Source organism: Roseateles sp. DAIF2, from assembly GCF_015624425.1.
Taxonomy (GTDB): Bacteria; Pseudomonadota; Gammaproteobacteria; order Burkholderiales; family Burkholderiaceae_C; genus Kinneretia.
Genome location: NZ_CP049919.1, coordinates 2,839,304 through 2,854,974, shown reverse-complemented (window position 1 = coordinate 2,854,974; position 15,671 = coordinate 2,839,304). Strand labels below are relative to the sequence as shown.

Below are 15,671 nucleotides of genomic sequence, written 5' to 3'. Positions count from 1 at the left end.
GAGGATTGCCGCGCATCGAGAAGGCAACTGCGCGGATGCCCCTGCGCGGCGAGAGCCGCGCTCAGCGCTCCCGCAGCGCTTCCTGCGTCTTCAGCAGCGGCCGCAGCACATAGCTGAGCACCGAGCGCTCGCCGGTCTTGATCTCGACGGCGGCGGTCATGCCGGGGATCACCGGCAGGGCCTCGCCCTTGTAGCGCAGGGTGCTGTGCTCGGCGCGCACCAGGGCGCGGTAGACGCGGCCCTCGCTCACCGGCTTGCCGTCGATCTCGGTCAGCGCGTCGGGGCTGATGTACTCGACCTTGCCCTGCAGGCCGCCGAACAGGTTGTAGTCGTAGCCGGAGAGCTTGACGGTGGCATGCTGGCCGACGCGGATGAAGCCGACATCGGCGGGCTTGATGCGCGCCTCGATCAGCACGCGCTCGCCCAACGGCACGATCTCCATGATCGGCGCGCCGGTCGTGATCACGCCGCCGACCGTGTTGGCGCGGATGTTCTTCACCAGGCCCTTGACCGGCGACTTCAGCACCGTGCGCACCAGCGCGTCCTGGCGCACCACCATCTGCTCGTCCAGCAGGGCCAGCTCGTTCTGCACCTTGACCAGATCACTGCTGGCCTCCTGGCGGAAGCGGCTGACCCGCTCGTTGCGCTGCTGCTGCAGGTCGTTGATCTGGCGATTCAGGCGCATCACCTCGACATCGGACATCAGGCCCTTGGCCGCCATGTCCTGCGCGATGCGCTGCTCGCGCCCGACCAGACCGGCGCTGCGGTTCAGCGCGGCCACCGCCTCGTCCAGCACGCGCCGGCGCGCCTCGAAGGCCTCGGTCTCGGCGGACACCAGGCCCGGCTGGCCCTTGATCAGTTCGGGCGGGAACACCAGCGCGCGGCCCGAGGCCTCGGCCGACAGCCGCGCCGCGGTGGCCCGCAGCGCCTGGCGCCGGATCTGGCTTTCGTTCTGCTGCGATTCGACCCGGGTCGGGTCCAGCCGCGCCAGCTCCTGGCCCTGCTCCACCTGCTGGCCCTCGCGCACCAGCAGCTCGCGCAGGATGCCGATCTCCATGCTGGCGATCACCTGCTCGCGCCCATCCGGCACGATGCGGCCGTCGCTGCGCGTGACCTGGTCGACCTGGGCCAGCGAGGACCAGGTCAGGGCCACCACCAGCGCCGCCAGCAGCAGGTACAGCACCCAGGTGACGCGCGGCAGCGGCTCATCGACCTGCGCCCGCGCCACCGCGCTGAGGAACATGTTCTCGTCGCGCGCCACGCCGCTCATGCTTCAGCCACCCGCATCAGACCGAGGCCGAGCGCTGCACCGGCTGCGCGGTCGGATGCATGTGCAGATTGGAGGATTCGGCGGCGGCGGCCTCGGCGGCCGGCTGCTGCGCCGGGCGCACGCCGGACAGCGCGGCCAGCACCTGGTCGCGCGGGCCGTCCATCACCAGGCGGCCGGCGTCCATCACCGCGATGCGGTTCACCAGCTCCAGCACCGCCGGGCGGTGCGTGACGACCACCAGGGTGCAGTCGCCCGCCGCGTCGCGCAGCTGGCGCAGGAAGGCGACCTCGGACTGCGCGTCCATCGAGCTGGTCGGCTCGTCCATCAAGAGGATCTTCGGGCGCGTCACCAGCGCGCGCGCCAGCGCCACCAGCTGGCGCTGACCGCCCGAGAGCAGGCTGCCCATCTCGCCGACCGGCAGATCCCAGCCCAGCGGATGGCCGGCGATCACGCGGTCCAGCCCGGTCAGGCGCGCCACCTCGACCAGGCGCGCCGCGTCGATATGGGCGCGGCCCATCAACACGTTGTCGCGCAGCGTGCCGTGGAACAGGCGCGGCTCCTGCGAGACGAAGCCGACCCGGGCGCGGAACTCGGCCGGGTCGATCTGGCGCAGGTCGATGCCGTCGACATCGACCAGGCCCTCGCTCGGCTGGTACAGGCCGGCCAGCAGGCGCAGCACGGTGGACTTGCCGCTGCCGATACGGCCCAGCACCGCCAGGCGTTCGCTCGGGCGCAGCTTCAGGGTCACGCCCTTCAGCACCTTGGGCGGCGTGCCCTCGCCCGCCATCGGGTAGGAAAAGCCCACGTCCTGCAGGCCCATCGCGCCGCTGATCTGGTTCAGCGGCACATAGTTGCGGTCGGCCACGCGCTCGGTCGGCTTGGCCATCAGCTGGTCCAGCGAGATCAGCGCCGCGCGCGCGCCCTGGTAGCGGGCGGCCAGGCTGACGACGCTGCCCAGCGGCGCGATCGCGCGGCCGGCGAACATCACCGCGCCGATCAGCGAGCCGGCGGTCACCGCGCCGGCCTCGATCAGGTAGACGCCCCAGACCAGCATCACCAGCGTGATGCCCTGCTGCAGAGTCATCGACAGGTTGTTGCTCCAGCTGTGCATGTCGCGCGTGCGCAGCGCCGATTCGGCGGCCAGCGCGGTGCTGGTTTCATAGGTGCGCAGGAAGCGGCCCTCGGCGCCCGAGGTCTTCAGATCCTCCAGGCCCTCGATCGCCTCGACCAGGGTGCCCTGCAGGTCGGCCATCTCGGCCATATTGCTGCGCACCGCGCGGCGCATGCGGCCCTGGATGGCCCAGGTCAGGCCCAGGATCAGCGGGATCGCGATCACCAGCACCCAGCCCAGCGGGCCGCCGACGACGAAGGCCATCGCGACGAAGATCACGATGAAGGGCAGGTCCGAGACCACCGAGACGCTGGCCGAGGTGAAGAAGTCGCGCACCACCTCGATCTGCGCCAGGGTATGGGCATAGGAGCCGGCCGAGTTCGGCTTGTGCTCCATGCGCACGCCCAGGGTCTGGCGGAACAGCTTGGAGCCGATGATCAGGTCGGCCTTGCGCCCGGCCAGGTCGATCAGGTGCGCGCGCAGCTGGCGCGCGAACAGGTCGAAGCCCAGCGCCAGCGCGGCGCCGATCGCCAGGGTCCACAGGGTCACGAAGCTCTGGTTCGGGATCACCTTGTCGTAGATCACCATCGTGACCAGGCCCGACACCAGCATCAGCACATTGCTGAGCAGGGCCGCCACCATCGCGGCGCGGTAATAGGGGATGAAGCGCTTCAGCGTGCCCCACAGCCAATGGCTGCCCTCGGCGCGCAGCAGCGGATCGGCGCGGCTCTGTGCCGACGCGGTTTCCTGCAGGGTGGCCAGCAGCACGAAGCCGCTGAACTCGGCCTCCAGCTCCTCGGCCGCGGCGACGCAGACATTGGCCTCGGCGCCCGGGAACACCACCTCGTAGCGCGGCCGGCCGCCCTGGCCCTCCTCCGCGCCCAGGCGGCGCACCAGCACGCAGGCGTCCCCGCCATTGAGCAGCAGCACCGCCGGCAGCAGCAGCGGGCTCAGATCGTCGATGTTCTTGCGCACCAGGCCGGCGTTGTAGCCGGCCTCGCGCATCAGGCGCAGCGCCTGGTCCGGCGCCAGCGGGCCCTCGCCCGGCTGGCCGGCGCGCAGCGATTCCGCCGAGCGGGCGCGGCCATGGTGCTGGGTCAGCCAGACCAGGGCCTGCAGCAGCGGGTCGCCGATATCGACCTCGGGTTCGTCGACGGCACGCGGCGGCGGCGCACCGCCGCCTTCCGCCGCCAGATAGAGGCTGGGCGGACCGGCCGGCTTGCCATTGGCGCCGTCGAAGAAGGGGTCGTGTCGCACCGCGTGTCAGTCCTTGGCTGGGCTCCTGCCTATCGGGCGGCGGCGTCGCGCTCGCGCAGCGGCAGGGCCAGGGCCTCCAGCTTGTCCTCCAGCTCGCGCACGAAGCCGGGAATGTCGAACAACAGCGAGGTACGCCCATGTTCGCTCAAAAAGCGCTTGTAGGACGCGACGCGGGCCGGATTCTGGCCAATTTGTACCGCGCGCTGCTCATATTCCTGCAGCGAATGGGTCACCAGGTCGGGCAGGCCCGCATGGGTCAGCAGGCTGCCGGCCATGCGCGAGATATGGCTGCGGCCCGAGCAGGTCAGGATCGGCGTGCCCATCCAGAGGCAGTCGCTGGCGGTCGTGCCGGCATTGAACGGGAAGGTGTCCAGCACCAGGTCGGCCAGCGCGAAACGCGCCAGGTACTCCGGCGGCGCCACGCGCGGCGCGAAGATCAGGCGCTCGGCCGCGATGCCGTGGCGGGCGGCGCGGGCCAGCATATTGGCGCGGCACCATTCGTTGTCCGACAGCAGCCACAGCACGCTGTTCGGCACCTGGCCGAGGATGCGCATCCAGCTGTCGAATACCGGCTCGGTGAACTTGTGGTTGTTGTTGAAGGAGCAGAAGACGAAGGCGTCCTCGGGCAGCTGGTAGCGCGAACGCTCGGGGCGCGGCGCCACCTCGCGCTGGCGGTCACTGACCTGGTAGCAATGCTCGAGATAGATCGGGCGCTCGGTGCAGTAGGGCAGGTATTCCTCGGGCATCACGAAGCGGTCCGCGATGATCCAGTCCACGCCCGGGATCGCCGAGGTCGCCGGCAGGCCCAGGTAGCTGACCTGCACCGGCGCCGGCCGGTAGGCCAGGATGTTGGGGCGGGCGCCATTGGTCAGGCCCTGCAGGTCGACCAGCACGTCGATGCCGGCCTGCGCGATCGCGCGCGCGGCGCTCTCGTCGTCGACGCCGACCAGGCGCGTCACCTTGTCCATGCCGCGCAGGAGGCGCGCGCGCTGCGCGGTGCCGTCCTCGCGGCTCCAGCAGAAGGCCTGCACCTCGACGCGGCGGCGGTCGTGCAGCTCGAACAGCTCGGCCGTCAGCAGGCCCACCGCATGCATGCACAGATCGCCGGACAGATAGCCGATCTTCAGCCGCCCTTCGCGCCGCGCCGGGCCGAAGCGGCGATGAAAGGGCTTGTCCTTGTACTTGACCACCTTCTCGGCCACAAAGCGCTGGGCCGACAGCAGCTGCAGCGCCGGATCGTCCGAAAGGCCCAGCATCGCCAGCAGCGAGGTGCTGGTCAGCAGCTGGTTCGGCGTGACCTGGCCCACCGGCTGGTAGACCGGCCATTCGCATTGCTTCTGGCGGATATGCACATAGTGCTGCAGCACATCGCTCTGGTCGGGCTTGAGCTCCAGGCTCTGGCGCATCAGCGCCTCGGATTCGGCATAGCGGCGCTCGCTCTCCAGCAGGCGCGCCATATTGTTCAGAGCATGCAGGCGCAGCTCCAGCGGGTCGCCGCCGAACACATCGGTCGGGCGCTCCTGCACCGCGATGCCGCGCCATTCGGCCAGCGCCTCTTCCTTGCGGCCCAGATGCTCCAGCTGATGCCCGAGGTTCAGGCGCGCCTGGATGAAGTCGGATTTCAGCGTCAGCGCCTGGCGGTAGGCGGCCTCGGCCTCGGCATGGCGGCCGATCGCGCCCAGCACCGTGCCCCAGTTGTAGCAGGCGACGATGCGCAGCGGCGACTGGTCGCTCGCGATCCATTGCTCGTACAGCGCGGCGGCGGCGGCGCCCTGCCCCTGGGCCTGCAGCTGGCCGGCCGCGGCCATCAGCTCGGGCAGGTCCATGCGCCGCGCGGTGGTGGCGGTCGTCGCATCGGCAAGCTGCTGGGCGCTGGGGGATGACATGTCCATGGCGGTTCCGCCACGCGAGGGCGCGGCACGGGTTTGCCTGGATGTTAGAGGGCCGGCCGCGCTCGAGGCCGGCAAATAGCCCGGTGATCCGCCCCCAAATCCGGCCCTGCGGCGCACCACCCCGGCTCCGGCCTGCGATCTGAGCGCCGTTCGGGCCGCTTTTCGGCCCATGCCCGGCCCGGGCGCTGCCGAAAATCAAGGCAGAGAGAAGAGAAAGAAACCGCGTCGCGCCGTCCGGAGGGGGATGGCGGAATGCCGGATCACTACAAGAAGCCAGCCATGCTGAACATTCTGTCTCGTTGGAAACGGTCCCGTTCGTTCGCGGCGCCCCTGCCCACCGGCAGCGCGCCGACGCAGCCGCTGTTGAGCCAGCACCAGCAGCAACGCATGCCGGATTCGCTGCTGCAGAGCCTGCTGCGCTGGCTGCCCGGCGAGAGCACGCCCTGGGGCGCCCGCGCCGAGGATCCCGGCCTGCTGCCGCTGCTGCGCAGCGAGTTCCGGCTCTGCCTGGCGGACATCGCGGCCCCGGACGAGCTGGTGCAGAGCATCCGGCGCGCGCGCCGGGTCGATGATTTCTGGCATCTGCGCGGCTGGCTTTACACCGAGGTGGCGCGCGCCCACACCCAGCGCGAGGCCGAGCTGCGCCTGGCGCGGCTGAACCGCCATTTCAGCGAACCGGCCGATACCTTCTTCATGGCAGCCCCGAACCGGAGGCAGTGACATGGAAACCCTGACCCTGCGCGAGATCCCGGACTTCCTGCCGCCTTGGTCCTATGCCTCGGCCGGCTCGGACCGCCGCGGCCACGCCCAGCGCGTGGCGGCACGGCGGGCCTTCATCGAGCTGAAGCTCGGTTTCACCCGCGCCGCGGCCGCGGTGCCCGGGCCGGACGGCGCCGACCTGCAAAGCCAGGTGCGCCATGCCAGCGAGCCGATCGAGCTCTGGCTGCTGCGCGGCCGCCTGCTGGCCGCCCTGCCCGACGAGACGGCCGAGATCCAGGCCCGCGAACTGGCGCTCGCGATGGCCGGCGTCGACCGGCTCGGCGCTCAGCGATTGCCCAGGTAGTCCGCCTTGCCCAGGTCCACCCCCGCGTGGCGCAGCAGCGCGTACGTGGTGGTGACATGGAAGTAGAAGTTCGCCAGCGCGTAGTGGCGCAGGTAATCCTCGCCGCGGAACTTCAGCGGCTCGCCACTGCGACGCGGGATCTCGATCGCACGCTCCTCGCTACCCTCGACCAGCGCGGCCGGCACCGAGTTCACATAGTCGATCGTGCGGCGGATGCGCTCGCTCAGCTCGTCCAGGCTCGCCTCCTTGTCCTCCCAGCTCGGCACCGGCTGGCCGGCCAGGCGCGCCATGCAGCCCTTGGCCGCATCGCTGGCGATCTGGATCTGGCGCGTCAGCGGCAGCATGTCCGGCGCCAGGCGCAGGCCCAGGTAGACGCTGGTATCGAACTTCTTCGCTTCGGCATGGGCGCGCGCGGCGTCCAGCCAGGTGAGCAGATTGCCCAGCATGCGGGTGAAGACCGGCGCGCTGGCGGAATGCATCGAGAGGCTCATGGGGTTTGTCTCCTGGAAGGAACGGGGGTGGGCGGCATCGTAACGATTTGCGCGATCTGCTGCAGACCCGGGGCCGGACGGCCCCAAACGCAAGGCAGAATGTCCGACCAGACGCCATGAACATCATCATCCTCGACGACTACCAGGATGCGGTGCGCAAGCTGCGCTGTGCCGCCAAGCTGGACGCCCTCAACGCCAAGGTCTTCACCAACACCGTCAAGGGCACGGGCCAGCTCGCCGTGCGGCTGCGCGACGCCGAGGTGCTGGTGCTGATTCGCGAACGCACCCATTTCCCGCGCCAGCTGCTGGAGAAGCTGCCCAGGCTGAAGCTGATCGCTCAGACGGGCCGGGTCGGCAGCCATATCGACGTCGAGGCCTGCACCCGGCTCGGCATCGCGGTGGCCGAGGGCGTCGGCTCACCCATAGCGCCGGCCGAGCTGACATGGGCCCTGATCATGGCCTCGATGCGGCGCCTGCCGCAGTACATCGGCAACCTCAAGCATGGTGCCTGGCAGCAGTCGGGGCTGAAGGCCCTGTCGATGCCGCCCAACTTCGGGCTGGGCATGGTGCTGCGCGGCAAGACCTTGGGGCTGTGGGGCTACGGCAAGATCGGCAAGCTGGTGGCCGGCTACGGTCGGGCCTTCGGCATGCAGGTGCTGGTCTGGGGCAGCGAGGGCTCGCGCCTGGCGGCGCAGAGCGATGGCTACCAGGTGGCCGAGAGCCGCGAGGCCTTCTTCGAGAACAGCGACGTGCTGAGCCTGCACCTGCGCCTGAACGACGCGACGCGCGGCCTGGTCACGCCGGACGACCTGGCCCGCATGAAGCCCACCGCGCTGTTCGTCAACACCTCGCGCGCCGAGCTGGTGGCGGACGGCGCCCTGGTTTCGGCCCTGAACCGCGGCCGCCCCGGCATGGCCGCGATCGACGTGTTTGAGAGCGAGCCGATCCTGCAGGGCCACCCGCTGCTGCGCCTGGAGAATGCGGTCTGCACGCCGCATATCGGCTATGTCGAGCAGGACAGCTACGAGCTCTACTTCGACGCCGCCTTCGACAATGTGCTGAACTTCATCAAGAGCGAACCCAGCAATATCGTCAACCCCGAAGCGCTGAAAGTGCTGCGGTGAGCGAGGCCGGGGTGCCGCTGGCGGGCGACGGGCAGCGCGCGCGGCCGGCCTCGCTGTCGGTGCTGTTCTGGGCCTTCAACCGGCTGGCGCTGCAGGGCTTCGGCGGCGTGCTGGCGGTGGCGCAGCGCGAGCTGGTCGAGCGGCTGGGCTGGCTGACACGCGAGGAGTTCCTCGAGATGCTGGCGATCGGCCAGGTGCTGCCGGGGCCCAATATCGTCAACCTCTCGCTGATGATCGGCGACCGCTTCTTCGGCCTGCGCGGCGCGCTGACGGCGCTGGCCGGCATGCTGGCCGTCCCCTGCGTGATCGTGCTGGGCCTGGCCTCGCTGTCCGGCGCGCTGCTGGAGCATGAGCGCATGGCCGGCGCGCTGCGCGGCATGGGCGCGGTGGCGGCCGGGCTGATCCTGGCCACCGGGCTGAAGCTGCTGCCCTCGCTGAAGAGCAACCCGGTCGGCCGCGCCTGGGCCCTGCTGTTGGCGCTGGCCGCCTTCGGCGCGATCGCGCTGGCGCGCCTGCCGCTGATCTGGGTGGTGCTGGGCCTGGGCGGCGCCGGCATGGCGCTGGCCGTCTGGCATCTGCGCCGCGCGGGGGCCGGATCGTGACGGGCGAGGCGCTGACCTTGGCCCAGTACGGCGATCTGTTCCTGCATTTCCTGCTGCTGTCGCTGCTGGCCATCGGCGGCGCGATCACCACCGCGCCCGAGATGCACCGCTACCTGGTCGGCCAGCAGGGCTGGCTGGACGATACCCAGTTCACCAGCTCGATCGCGCTGGCCCAGGCCGCGCCGGGCCCCAACATCCTGTTCGTCGCGGTGCTGGGCTGGAACGCCGCCGGCCCGCTGGGCGCCCTGGTCACGATGCTGGGCATCATGCTGCCCTCCACCACCCTGGTGCTAGCCGCCACCCGCTGGGCGCGCGAGCACAAGCACACCCTGGGCGTGCGCGCCTTCACCGCCGGCATGGCGCCCCTGACCCTGGGCCTGCTGGTCGCGACCGGCTGGCTGCTGGCCGTGCCCTATGTGAAGGATCCGGCGCACCGCCTGGCCACCCTGGCCCTGATGGCCGTGACCGTGCTGCTCACGCTCAAGACCCGCATCGGCCTGGTCTGGCTGGTGCTGGGCGGCGGGGTGCTGGGGGCGCTGGGCGTGGTCTGAGCCCGGCTCAGCGCGAGAAACGCCGCGCGCCCGCGACGCACAGCAGCACGCCCATGGTGACCGCCAGCATCGCCGGGCTCACCGCCTCGCCCAGCAGGCCGGCCGCCAGCGCCAGGCCGAACAGCGGCTGCCGCAGCTGCAACTGCCCGACCGCCGCGATGCCGCCCGGCACCCGCCTGCCGACGCACCGGGAGCTGGCGGCGCGCGAGGGCTTTGCACTCGTCACCGCCACCCGCGTCTATGCCGAGTTGGAGCGCATGGGCCTGGCCAGCGGAGAGACCGGGCGCGGCACCTTCGTTCGCGAAAACGCCCTGCCGCCGGGCCATGGCATCGAGCTGGCCGCGGGCGGCGCCGGGCAGATCGACCTGAGCTTCAACTATCCGGCGCTGCCCCGGCCAAGCGGAGCTGCTGCGGCGCGTGCTGCGGCAGCTGGCCGGCAGCGGCGACCTGGAGGCCCTGCTGCATTACCAGCCGCATGGCGGGCGAGCGCGCGACCGCGAGGCGGTGGCGCGCCATCTGCTGCGGCGCGGCCTGGCGGTTGGCGCGTCCGAGGTGCTGCTGGTCGACGGCGCCCAGCATGGGCCGGCGGTGGCCCTGATGGCGCTGCTCAAGCCCGGCGACGTGGTGGCGGCGGACGCGCTGAGCTATCCCGGCTTCAAGCTGCTGGCCCAGACCCTGCATCTGGAGCTGCTGCCGCTACCCGCGGCCGGCACGGGGCCGGACCTGGCGGCGCTGGATGCGCTGGATGCGCTGTGCCGGCGCCGGCGCGTGCGCGCGCTCTACACCATGCCCACCCTGCACAACCCGCTGGGCTGGGTCACGCCGCTGGCGCAGGGGCGCGAGCTGGTCGCCCTGGCGCGCCGCCATGAGCTGCTGCTGATCGAGGACGGCGCCTATGCCTATCTGGCCGAACCGGCCGCGCTGGCGCCGGAGCGCACGGTCTATGTCTCGGGCTTCTCGAAGAGCGTGGCCACCGGGCTGCGCGTCGGTTTCGTCGCCCTGCCGCCGCACTGGGTGGCGCCCTTCGAGCGCGCGATCCGCGCCACCAGCTGGAACACCGCCGGCGTGATGAGCGCCCTGGTCGGCGGCTGGCTGCAAGACGGCACGGTCGAGCGCCTGGAGGCCGAGAAGCGCCGCGATGCACGCGCGGCAGCGCCTCGCGGCCGATGTTCTGGGCCCGCTGCCACGCATCGGCCACGCCAGCTCCTACTTCGTCTGGCTGCCGCTGCCCGAAGAGGTACGCGCCGATCAGGTGGCGATGAAACTGCGCCTGCAGGGCATCAGCGTGTCGACGGCCGAACCCTATGCGCTCACGGCCCAGGCGCCGCATGCGCTGCGGCTGGCGCTGGGCTCGGTCGGCCTCGACGCCTTGCGCGATGCGCTGCGCCGGGTGCGCGAGACGATCGAGGCGCGCAGCTACTGAGGCGTCGGAGCTTCAGGCGTCCTTGGTGCCGAAGATCTTGTCGCCCGCGTCGCCCAGGCCCGGGATGATGTAGCCATGCTCGTTCAGATGGCTGTCGATCGCGGCGGTCCAGCAGCGCACCTCGGGATGCGCCTGGTTCAGCGCGGCGACGCCCTCGGGCGCGGCCACCAGCACCAGCGCGCGGATGTCCTTGCAGCCGCGCGCCTTCAGCAGGTCGACGGTCGCGATCATCGAACCGGCCGTGGCCAGCATCGGGTCGATGATCAGCGCGGTGCGCTCGGACAGCTGGCCGACGAACTTGTCGAAGTAGTTGACCGGCTTCAGGGTCTCATGGTCGCGCGCCAGGCCGACCACACTGACCTTGGCGTTGGGCATCATGTCCAGCACGCCGTCCAGCATGCCCAGGCCGGCACGCAGGATCGGCACCACGGTGACCTTGCGGCCGGCGATCTGGTCGATCTCGACCGGACCGCACCAGCCCTCGATCGTGGTCTTCTCCAGCGGGAAATCGGCGGTCGCCTCGTAGGCCAGCAGGCGCGCCACCTCGCCGGTCAGCTCGCGAAACTTCTTCGTCGAGGTGTCGGCCTCGCGCATCAGGCCGATCTTGTGTTTGACGAGGGGATGCTTGACTTCGATGACGGCCATGATGGGTGGGGCTCGGATATTGGGGGGTAATGGCCCGGATTATCGGCGCTGCCGGCCTTGCCCCTCAAACCGGTGTCGATCAGGGCAAGCCCTAGCCGCGGCGGCAACGCCGTTCCGCGATGCTGTGCTCGGAAAACAGCAGTAACAAAAAACCGGGCAGTCGATGACGGTGGCGGAAGAAGACGCGCAGCAGCGCTCAAGGTCCTGGGTCCGGGGCGCCGAGACGGCGGCCCTGATGGGTCTGCTCGTGATGGCCGCGGCCCTGCTGGGCATCTACAGCCGGCCGATGGGGCAGCTGGCCTCGCTGTGGCCGGCCAATGCCCTGCTGCTGGGGCTGCTGGTGCGCTTCCCGGCGCGCAACACGCCCGCCGCCTGGCTCGGCGCGCTGGCCGGCTATCTGGCGGCCGACCTGCTGACCGGCAGCACGCTCGCCACCGCCCTGCTGCTGACCGGCGGCAATCTGCTGGGCATCGCGACCGGCCAATGGCTGCTGTCGCGCCTGCCGATCGAGGACAGGCGGCTGCAGGGCCCGTTCTCGGTGCCGCGCCTGCTGCTGGTGACCACGGCCGCATCGGCGATGGCCGGCCTGGTGGGTTTCCTGATCGGACCCTCGCTGCTGGGCCTGTCGCCGCTGCTGGGCTGGGTGTTCTGCTTCGTCAGCGAGCTGGCCAACTACCTGGCCTTCCTGCCCGCGGTGCTGACCCTGCCCGAGGCCCAGCCGCACCGCGGCCCGGAGCGCCGGCGCCGGCTGCCGCCCTGGCCGGCGCTGGGGCATGCGGTGCTGCCGGCGCTGGCCCTGCTGCTGTCCTGCCTGCTGGCGATGGCAGTGGCGGGCCCGGGCGCGGTGGCCTTTCCGGTGCCGGCCTTGCTCTGGTGCGCGCTCAGCTACGGCGTGTTCGGCACGGCGCTGCTGACCCTGGGCTTCGGCGCCTGGGCGCTGATCTGCATCGCCCAGGGCCTGCTGCCGGTGGAGAGCGCGGGCGTCAGCCCGCTGACGACGCTGATGTCGATCCGCCTGGGCGTGTCGCTGATCGCGATCGCGCCGATCACCGTGGCCTGCGTGATGGCAGCGCGCCAGCGCCTGCTGAAGCGCCTTCAGCACATGGCCAGCCATGACCAGCTGAGCGGCCTGCTGAACCGCCATGCCTTCCAGGAGCGGGCTCAGGAGCTGCTGCTGCAGCTGGCCGCGACGCGCCAGCCGGTGGCCCTCTTGATGCTGGACATCGACCATTTCAAGCGCATCAACGACGCCCATGGCCATGCGGTCGGCGACCGCGTGCTGGTCGCCTTCGCGCGCCTGGGCGGCGAGGCGCTGCGCGAGGTCGACCTGTTCGGTCGTGTCGGCGGCGAGGAGTTCGCGATCCTGCTGCCGGGCTGCGAAGCGACGGCCGCGCTGGCGGTGGCGGAGCGGGTGCGCCAGGCCTTTCATGCCGCGACGCTCGACGACGGTCGCGGCGGTGTGATCACCGCCAGCGTCAGCGTCGGCGTGGTGGCCCTGCCACGCGCGCAGGCGGCGCTGGAGCCGCTGCTGCTGCGCGCCGACGAGGCGCTCTACCGCGCCAAGCGCGCCGGCCGCAACCGGGTCGAGCCGGAGAGCCCCCGGCCGGGTGGCGGCACCGCCGCCACAAGCGACGACACTCAGCCGCGCTGGCGCAAGGCTTCGTAGAGGCAGACGCCGGCGGCCACCGAGACGTTCAGGCTCTCGACCGCCCCCTTCATCGGGATGCTCACCAGCTCGTCGCAGGTCTTGGCGGTCAGCTGGCGCATGCCCTCGCCCTCGGCGCCCAGCACCAGGGCCACCGGGCGCTTCAGGTCGACCTCGTAGATCGACTTCTCGGCCTGGTCGGAGGTGCCGATGACCCAGATGTCCTGCTCCTTCAGCTCCTTCAGGGTCCGGGCCAGGTTGGTCACCATCAGGTAGGGCACGGTCTCGGCCGCGCCACTGGCCACCTTGGCCACGGTGGCGTTCAGGCCAACCGCATGGTCCTTCGGCGCCACCACCGCATCGGCGCCGGCACCGTCGGCCACGCGCAGGCAAGCACCCAGATTGTGCGGGTCGGTCACGCCGTCCAGCACCAAGAGCAGCGGCACGCCCTCGGCCGAGGCCACGTCCTCCAGCACCTCGTCCAGGGTGCGGGCCTGGGACACGGCCGAGACCCGCGCCACCACGCCCTGATGGCGGTGCGTGCCGCAGATCGCCTTCAGGCGTTCGTCGTCGCTGTCCAGCAGCTTGGCGCCGGCGGCCTTGGCCCGCTCGACGAACTGGCGCATGCGCTGGTCGCGCCGGCTCGCGTCGATATGGATCTCGCTGATCGAGTCGGGCGCGGTCTTCAGCCGCACGGTGACGGCATGGAAGCCGAAGAGGATCTTGTTGGCGCTCATGCCCCTATTGTCGCCTGCACCAGCATCAGCGCCCCGATCAGCAGCGGCTGGTGCAGCATGTAGAAGCTCAGCGACCAGCGCCCCAGCACCGCCAGCGGCCGCAGCGGCGCCGCCAGCGCGCCCTCCAGCAGCGCCGGCCGCCAGCGCGCCAGCGCATAGCCCCACAGCATCACGCCGAACCAGGGCAGGATCGGCACATAGTCCTCGGTCACCGGGCGCAGCGTCACCAGGCCCAGCGCATTGGTCCAACGGCTGTCGAAGAAGGGATGGGACAAGAACTGCGGCAGCACCAGGCAGGCCAGGCCCAGCGGCACCAGCGCGGCCAGCGGCAGGCGCGGCCCGAGCAGGCGCAGCAGGATCAGCATCACGGCCATGCCATGCAGCACGCCGAAGCTGATGAAGCTGCGCGGGAACATCCACCAGGAGCCCAGGCTCACCAGCAGCGCGCAGCCCGCCACCTGGGCCCAGCGGCGCCAGAAGCGCGACCAGGGCTGACCCTGCGCCAGCGCCACCGCCTGGCCCATGCCGGCGCACAGCAGGAACAGGCTGACGATCGCCGTGCGCTGCTGCTGCCAGAAGGGGTCGCGGTAGAAATCCCAGGCCGCATAGCGGAACCAGGCCAGGTCGAAGCAGAAATGGAACAGGGCCATCCAGACGATGGCGGCGCCGCGCAGGGCGTCCAGGCGTTCATGGCGGGTGGCAGGGTCAGGTCTTATCATCGGCCCCGCAGTCTACCGACCCGCCGATCATGCGCCGCCCTTTCGCCCTCCTCCTCTCCTCCGTCCTCTTTCTCATGGCCGGCGCCGCCCAGGCCCAGCAGCCGCGCCCGGTCGCGCCGCGCGGCCCGCTGGAGGCGGCGGAGCAGAACCATATCCGGGTGTTCAAGAAGGTCTCGCCCTCGGTGGTGCACATCACCACCCTGGCCTACCAGCGCGACTTCTTCTCGATGAACGTGTCCGAGGTGCCGCGCGGCACCGGCAGCGGCTTCATCTGGGACGAGGCCGGCCATATCGTCACCAATTTCCATGTGATCCAGGGCGCCAATGCCGCCAAGGTCACCCTGGCCGACCAGAGCACCTTCGAGGCCGAGTTGGTCGGCGCCTTCGAGGACCGCGACCTGGCGGTGCTGCGCATCAAGGCGCCGAAGGACAAGCTGCTGCCGATCCCGATGGGCGCCAGCCGCGACCTGCAGGTCGGCCAGCAGGTCTATGCGATCGGCAATCCCTTCGGCCTGGACCAGACCCTGACCACCGGCATCGTCTCGGCGCTGAACCGCGAGATCGAGTCGATGAACCGGCGCAGCATCCGCGGCGCGATCCAGACCGATGCGGCGATCAACCCCGGCAACTCCGGCGGCCCGCTGCTTGATTCGGCCGGCCGGCTGATCGGCGTCAACACCTCGATCTATAGCCCCAGCGGCGCCAGCGCCGGCATCGGCTTCGCGATCCCGGCCGACGAGGTCAACCGCGTCGTGCCGCGCCTGATCAAGGACGGCCGCTTCATCCGCCCGGCCCTGGGCGTGACGGCCGGCTCGGTGCAGCTGAGCCAGGCGCTGCGCCTGCCCAAGGGCGTGGCCCTGGTCGGCGTGGCCGAGGGCGGCCCGGCCGACCGCGCCGGGCTCAAGCCCTTCCAGCGCGACCGGCGCGGCCGCATCGTGGCCGGCGACGTGATCACCGCGGTCGATGGCCAGGCGGTCGCCGACCTGGACGACATGCTCACCCTGCTGGAGGACCGCCGCATCGGCGAGCGCGTCAACCTGACGGTCTGGAACGGCGGCAAGAGCCGCCAGGTCGGCGCGGTGCTGGGCACGGCAACCGATTGAGGCGCTCCCCGCAATAGGGGTCGCCGGGCTGCCGCGCC

The 15,671-nt window shown here is 70.9% G+C and carries 15 protein-coding genes and 1 pseudogene; 8 read left to right on the top strand and 8 right to left on the bottom strand.

What is annotated here, in order from left to right; all coding sequences use genetic code 11:
* Positions 1-61: 61 nt before the first annotated feature.
* Genes G8A07_RS13045 through G8A07_RS13035 form a run of 3 tightly spaced genes read right to left on the bottom strand, consistent with a single transcriptional unit; the run spans position 62 to position 5,530 of the window.
* The gene (locus G8A07_RS13045) at positions 62-1,270 is read right to left on the bottom strand and encodes an HlyD family type I secretion periplasmic adaptor subunit (RefSeq protein ID WP_195797398.1); all 1,209 of its coding nucleotides are present in this window, start codon (positions 1,268-1,270) and stop codon (positions 62-64) included.
* A gap of 16 nt (positions 1,271-1,286) precedes the next feature.
* Entirely contained in the window at positions 1,287-3,638 is a 2,352-nt protein-coding gene (locus tag G8A07_RS13040) for a type I secretion system permease/ATPase (RefSeq protein WP_195797397.1), read from the bottom strand.
* A gap of 29 nt (positions 3,639-3,667) precedes the next feature.
* The gene (locus tag G8A07_RS13035) at positions 3,668-5,530 is read right to left on the bottom strand and encodes a tetratricopeptide repeat protein (protein ID WP_195797396.1); all 1,863 of its coding nucleotides are present in this window, start codon (positions 5,528-5,530) and stop codon (positions 3,668-3,670) included.
* Positions 5,531-5,809: 279 nt separating this feature from the next.
* On the opposite strand from G8A07_RS13035, the gene G8A07_RS13030 reads away from it, so the two are divergent.
* On the top strand, positions 5,810-6,250 hold the full coding sequence (locus tag G8A07_RS13030; protein ID WP_195797395.1) for a hypothetical protein: 441 nt from the start codon (positions 5,810-5,812) through the stop codon (positions 6,248-6,250).
* Between the two features lies 1 nt (position 6,251).
* On the top strand, positions 6,252-6,593 hold the full coding sequence (locus G8A07_RS13025; protein WP_195797394.1) for a hypothetical protein: 342 nt from the start codon (positions 6,252-6,254) through the stop codon (positions 6,591-6,593).
* On the opposite strand, the gene G8A07_RS13020 is transcribed toward G8A07_RS13025, so the two are convergent.
* Positions 6,575-7,084, bottom strand: a complete 510-nt coding sequence (locus tag G8A07_RS13020) for a DUF1993 family protein (RefSeq protein WP_195797393.1) — start codon at positions 7,082-7,084, stop codon at positions 6,575-6,577. The two genes, G8A07_RS13025 and G8A07_RS13020, sit on opposite strands and share 19 nt — an antisense overlap.
* A 116-nt stretch (positions 7,085-7,200) precedes the next feature.
* Between G8A07_RS13020 and G8A07_RS13015 the strand changes: the two genes are divergently transcribed.
* Genes G8A07_RS13015 through G8A07_RS13005 form a run of 3 tightly spaced genes read left to right on the top strand, consistent with a single transcriptional unit; the run spans position 7,201 to position 9,361 of the window.
* Positions 7,201-8,208: a D-2-hydroxyacid dehydrogenase family protein gene (locus G8A07_RS13015; RefSeq protein ID WP_195797392.1), complete on the top strand. Its 1,008-nt coding sequence runs from the start codon at positions 7,201-7,203 to the stop codon at positions 8,206-8,208.
* A complete protein-coding gene (locus G8A07_RS13010) occupies positions 8,205-8,810 on the top strand; it encodes a chromate transporter (RefSeq protein WP_213086277.1) in 606 nt (201 codons plus the stop codon). Before G8A07_RS13015 ends, G8A07_RS13010 begins: the two co-directional genes overlap by 4 nt.
* Positions 8,807-9,361, top strand: a complete 555-nt coding sequence (locus G8A07_RS13005; RefSeq protein WP_213086276.1) for a chromate transporter — start codon at positions 8,807-8,809, stop codon at positions 9,359-9,361. The genes G8A07_RS13010 and G8A07_RS13005 overlap by 4 nt, the downstream gene beginning before the upstream one ends.
* A gap of 7 nt (positions 9,362-9,368) precedes the next feature.
* Here the strand turns inward: G8A07_RS13005 and G8A07_RS13000 are convergent, their stop codons facing one another.
* Positions 9,369-9,587 (bottom strand): hypothetical protein, encoded by a 219-nt coding sequence (locus G8A07_RS13000; RefSeq protein WP_371816466.1) that lies wholly within the window; start codon positions 9,585-9,587, stop codon positions 9,369-9,371.
* Between G8A07_RS13000 and G8A07_RS12995 the strand changes: the two are divergent.
* A pseudogene (locus tag G8A07_RS12995) lies at positions 9,520-10,784 on the top strand (PLP-dependent aminotransferase family protein); the annotation flags it as partial. The gene G8A07_RS13000 and the pseudogene G8A07_RS12995 sit on opposite strands and share 68 nt — an antisense overlap.
* A gap of 12 nt (positions 10,785-10,796) precedes the next feature.
* On the opposite strand, the gene upp reads toward G8A07_RS12995, so the two are convergent.
* Positions 10,797-11,429 carry a uracil phosphoribosyltransferase gene (gene upp, locus G8A07_RS12990; RefSeq protein WP_195797391.1) on the bottom strand — a complete coding sequence of 211 codons (633 nt, stop codon included), beginning with the start codon at positions 11,427-11,429 and terminating at the stop codon, positions 10,797-10,799.
* Positions 11,430-11,598: 169 nt separating this feature from the next.
* On the opposite strand from upp, the gene G8A07_RS12985 reads away from it, so the two are divergent.
* Positions 11,599-13,095: a diguanylate cyclase gene (locus G8A07_RS12985; RefSeq protein WP_195797390.1), complete on the top strand. Its 1,497-nt coding sequence runs from the start codon at positions 11,599-11,601 to the stop codon at positions 13,093-13,095.
* Here the strand turns inward: G8A07_RS12985 and rlmB are convergent.
* Positions 13,068-13,811 (bottom strand): 23S rRNA (guanosine(2251)-2'-O)-methyltransferase RlmB, encoded by a 744-nt coding sequence (gene rlmB / locus G8A07_RS12980; RefSeq protein WP_195797389.1) that lies wholly within the window; start codon positions 13,809-13,811, stop codon positions 13,068-13,070. The genes G8A07_RS12985 and rlmB overlap by 28 nt on opposite strands.
* Complete coding sequence (locus tag G8A07_RS12975; RefSeq protein ID WP_195797388.1) at positions 13,808-14,530, bottom strand: DUF1624 domain-containing protein; 723 nt, start codon at positions 14,528-14,530, stop codon at positions 13,808-13,810. The genes rlmB and G8A07_RS12975 overlap by 4 nt, the downstream gene beginning before the upstream one ends.
* Positions 14,531-14,604: 74 nt before the next feature.
* On the opposite strand from G8A07_RS12975, the gene G8A07_RS12970 reads away from it, so the two are divergent.
* On the top strand, positions 14,605-15,633 hold the full coding sequence (locus tag G8A07_RS12970) for a S1C family serine protease (RefSeq protein WP_249937322.1): 1,029 nt from the start codon (positions 14,605-14,607) through the stop codon (positions 15,631-15,633).
* Positions 15,634-15,671: the final 38 nt, after the last annotated feature.

Coding starts and splice junctions, on each gene's coding strand:
- G8A07_RS13015 (WP_195797392.1), top strand. CDS start 7,201: ATGAACATCATCATCCTCGACGACTACCAGGATGCGGTGCGCAAGCTG.
- G8A07_RS12975 (WP_195797388.1), bottom strand. CDS start 14,530: ATGATAAGACCTGACCCTGCCACCCGCCATGAACGCCTGGACGCCCTG.
- rlmB (WP_195797389.1), bottom strand. CDS start 13,811: ATGAGCGCCAACAAGATCCTCTTCGGCTTCCATGCCGTCACCGTGCGG.
- G8A07_RS12970 (WP_249937322.1), top strand. CDS start 14,605: ATGGCCGGCGCCGCCCAGGCCCAGCAGCCGCGCCCGGTCGCGCCGCGC.
- upp (WP_195797391.1), bottom strand. CDS start 11,429: ATGGCCGTCATCGAAGTCAAGCATCCCCTCGTCAAACACAAGATCGGC.
- G8A07_RS13025 (WP_195797394.1), top strand. CDS start 6,252: ATGGAAACCCTGACCCTGCGCGAGATCCCGGACTTCCTGCCGCCTTGG.
- G8A07_RS13030 (WP_195797395.1), top strand. CDS start 5,810: ATGCTGAACATTCTGTCTCGTTGGAAACGGTCCCGTTCGTTCGCGGCG.
- G8A07_RS13045 (WP_195797398.1), bottom strand. CDS start 1,270: ATGAGCGGCGTGGCGCGCGACGAGAACATGTTCCTCAGCGCGGTGGCG.
- G8A07_RS13035 (WP_195797396.1), bottom strand. CDS start 5,530: ATGGACATGTCATCCCCCAGCGCCCAGCAGCTTGCCGATGCGACGACC.
- G8A07_RS13020 (WP_195797393.1), bottom strand. CDS start 7,084: ATGAGCCTCTCGATGCATTCCGCCAGCGCGCCGGTCTTCACCCGCATG.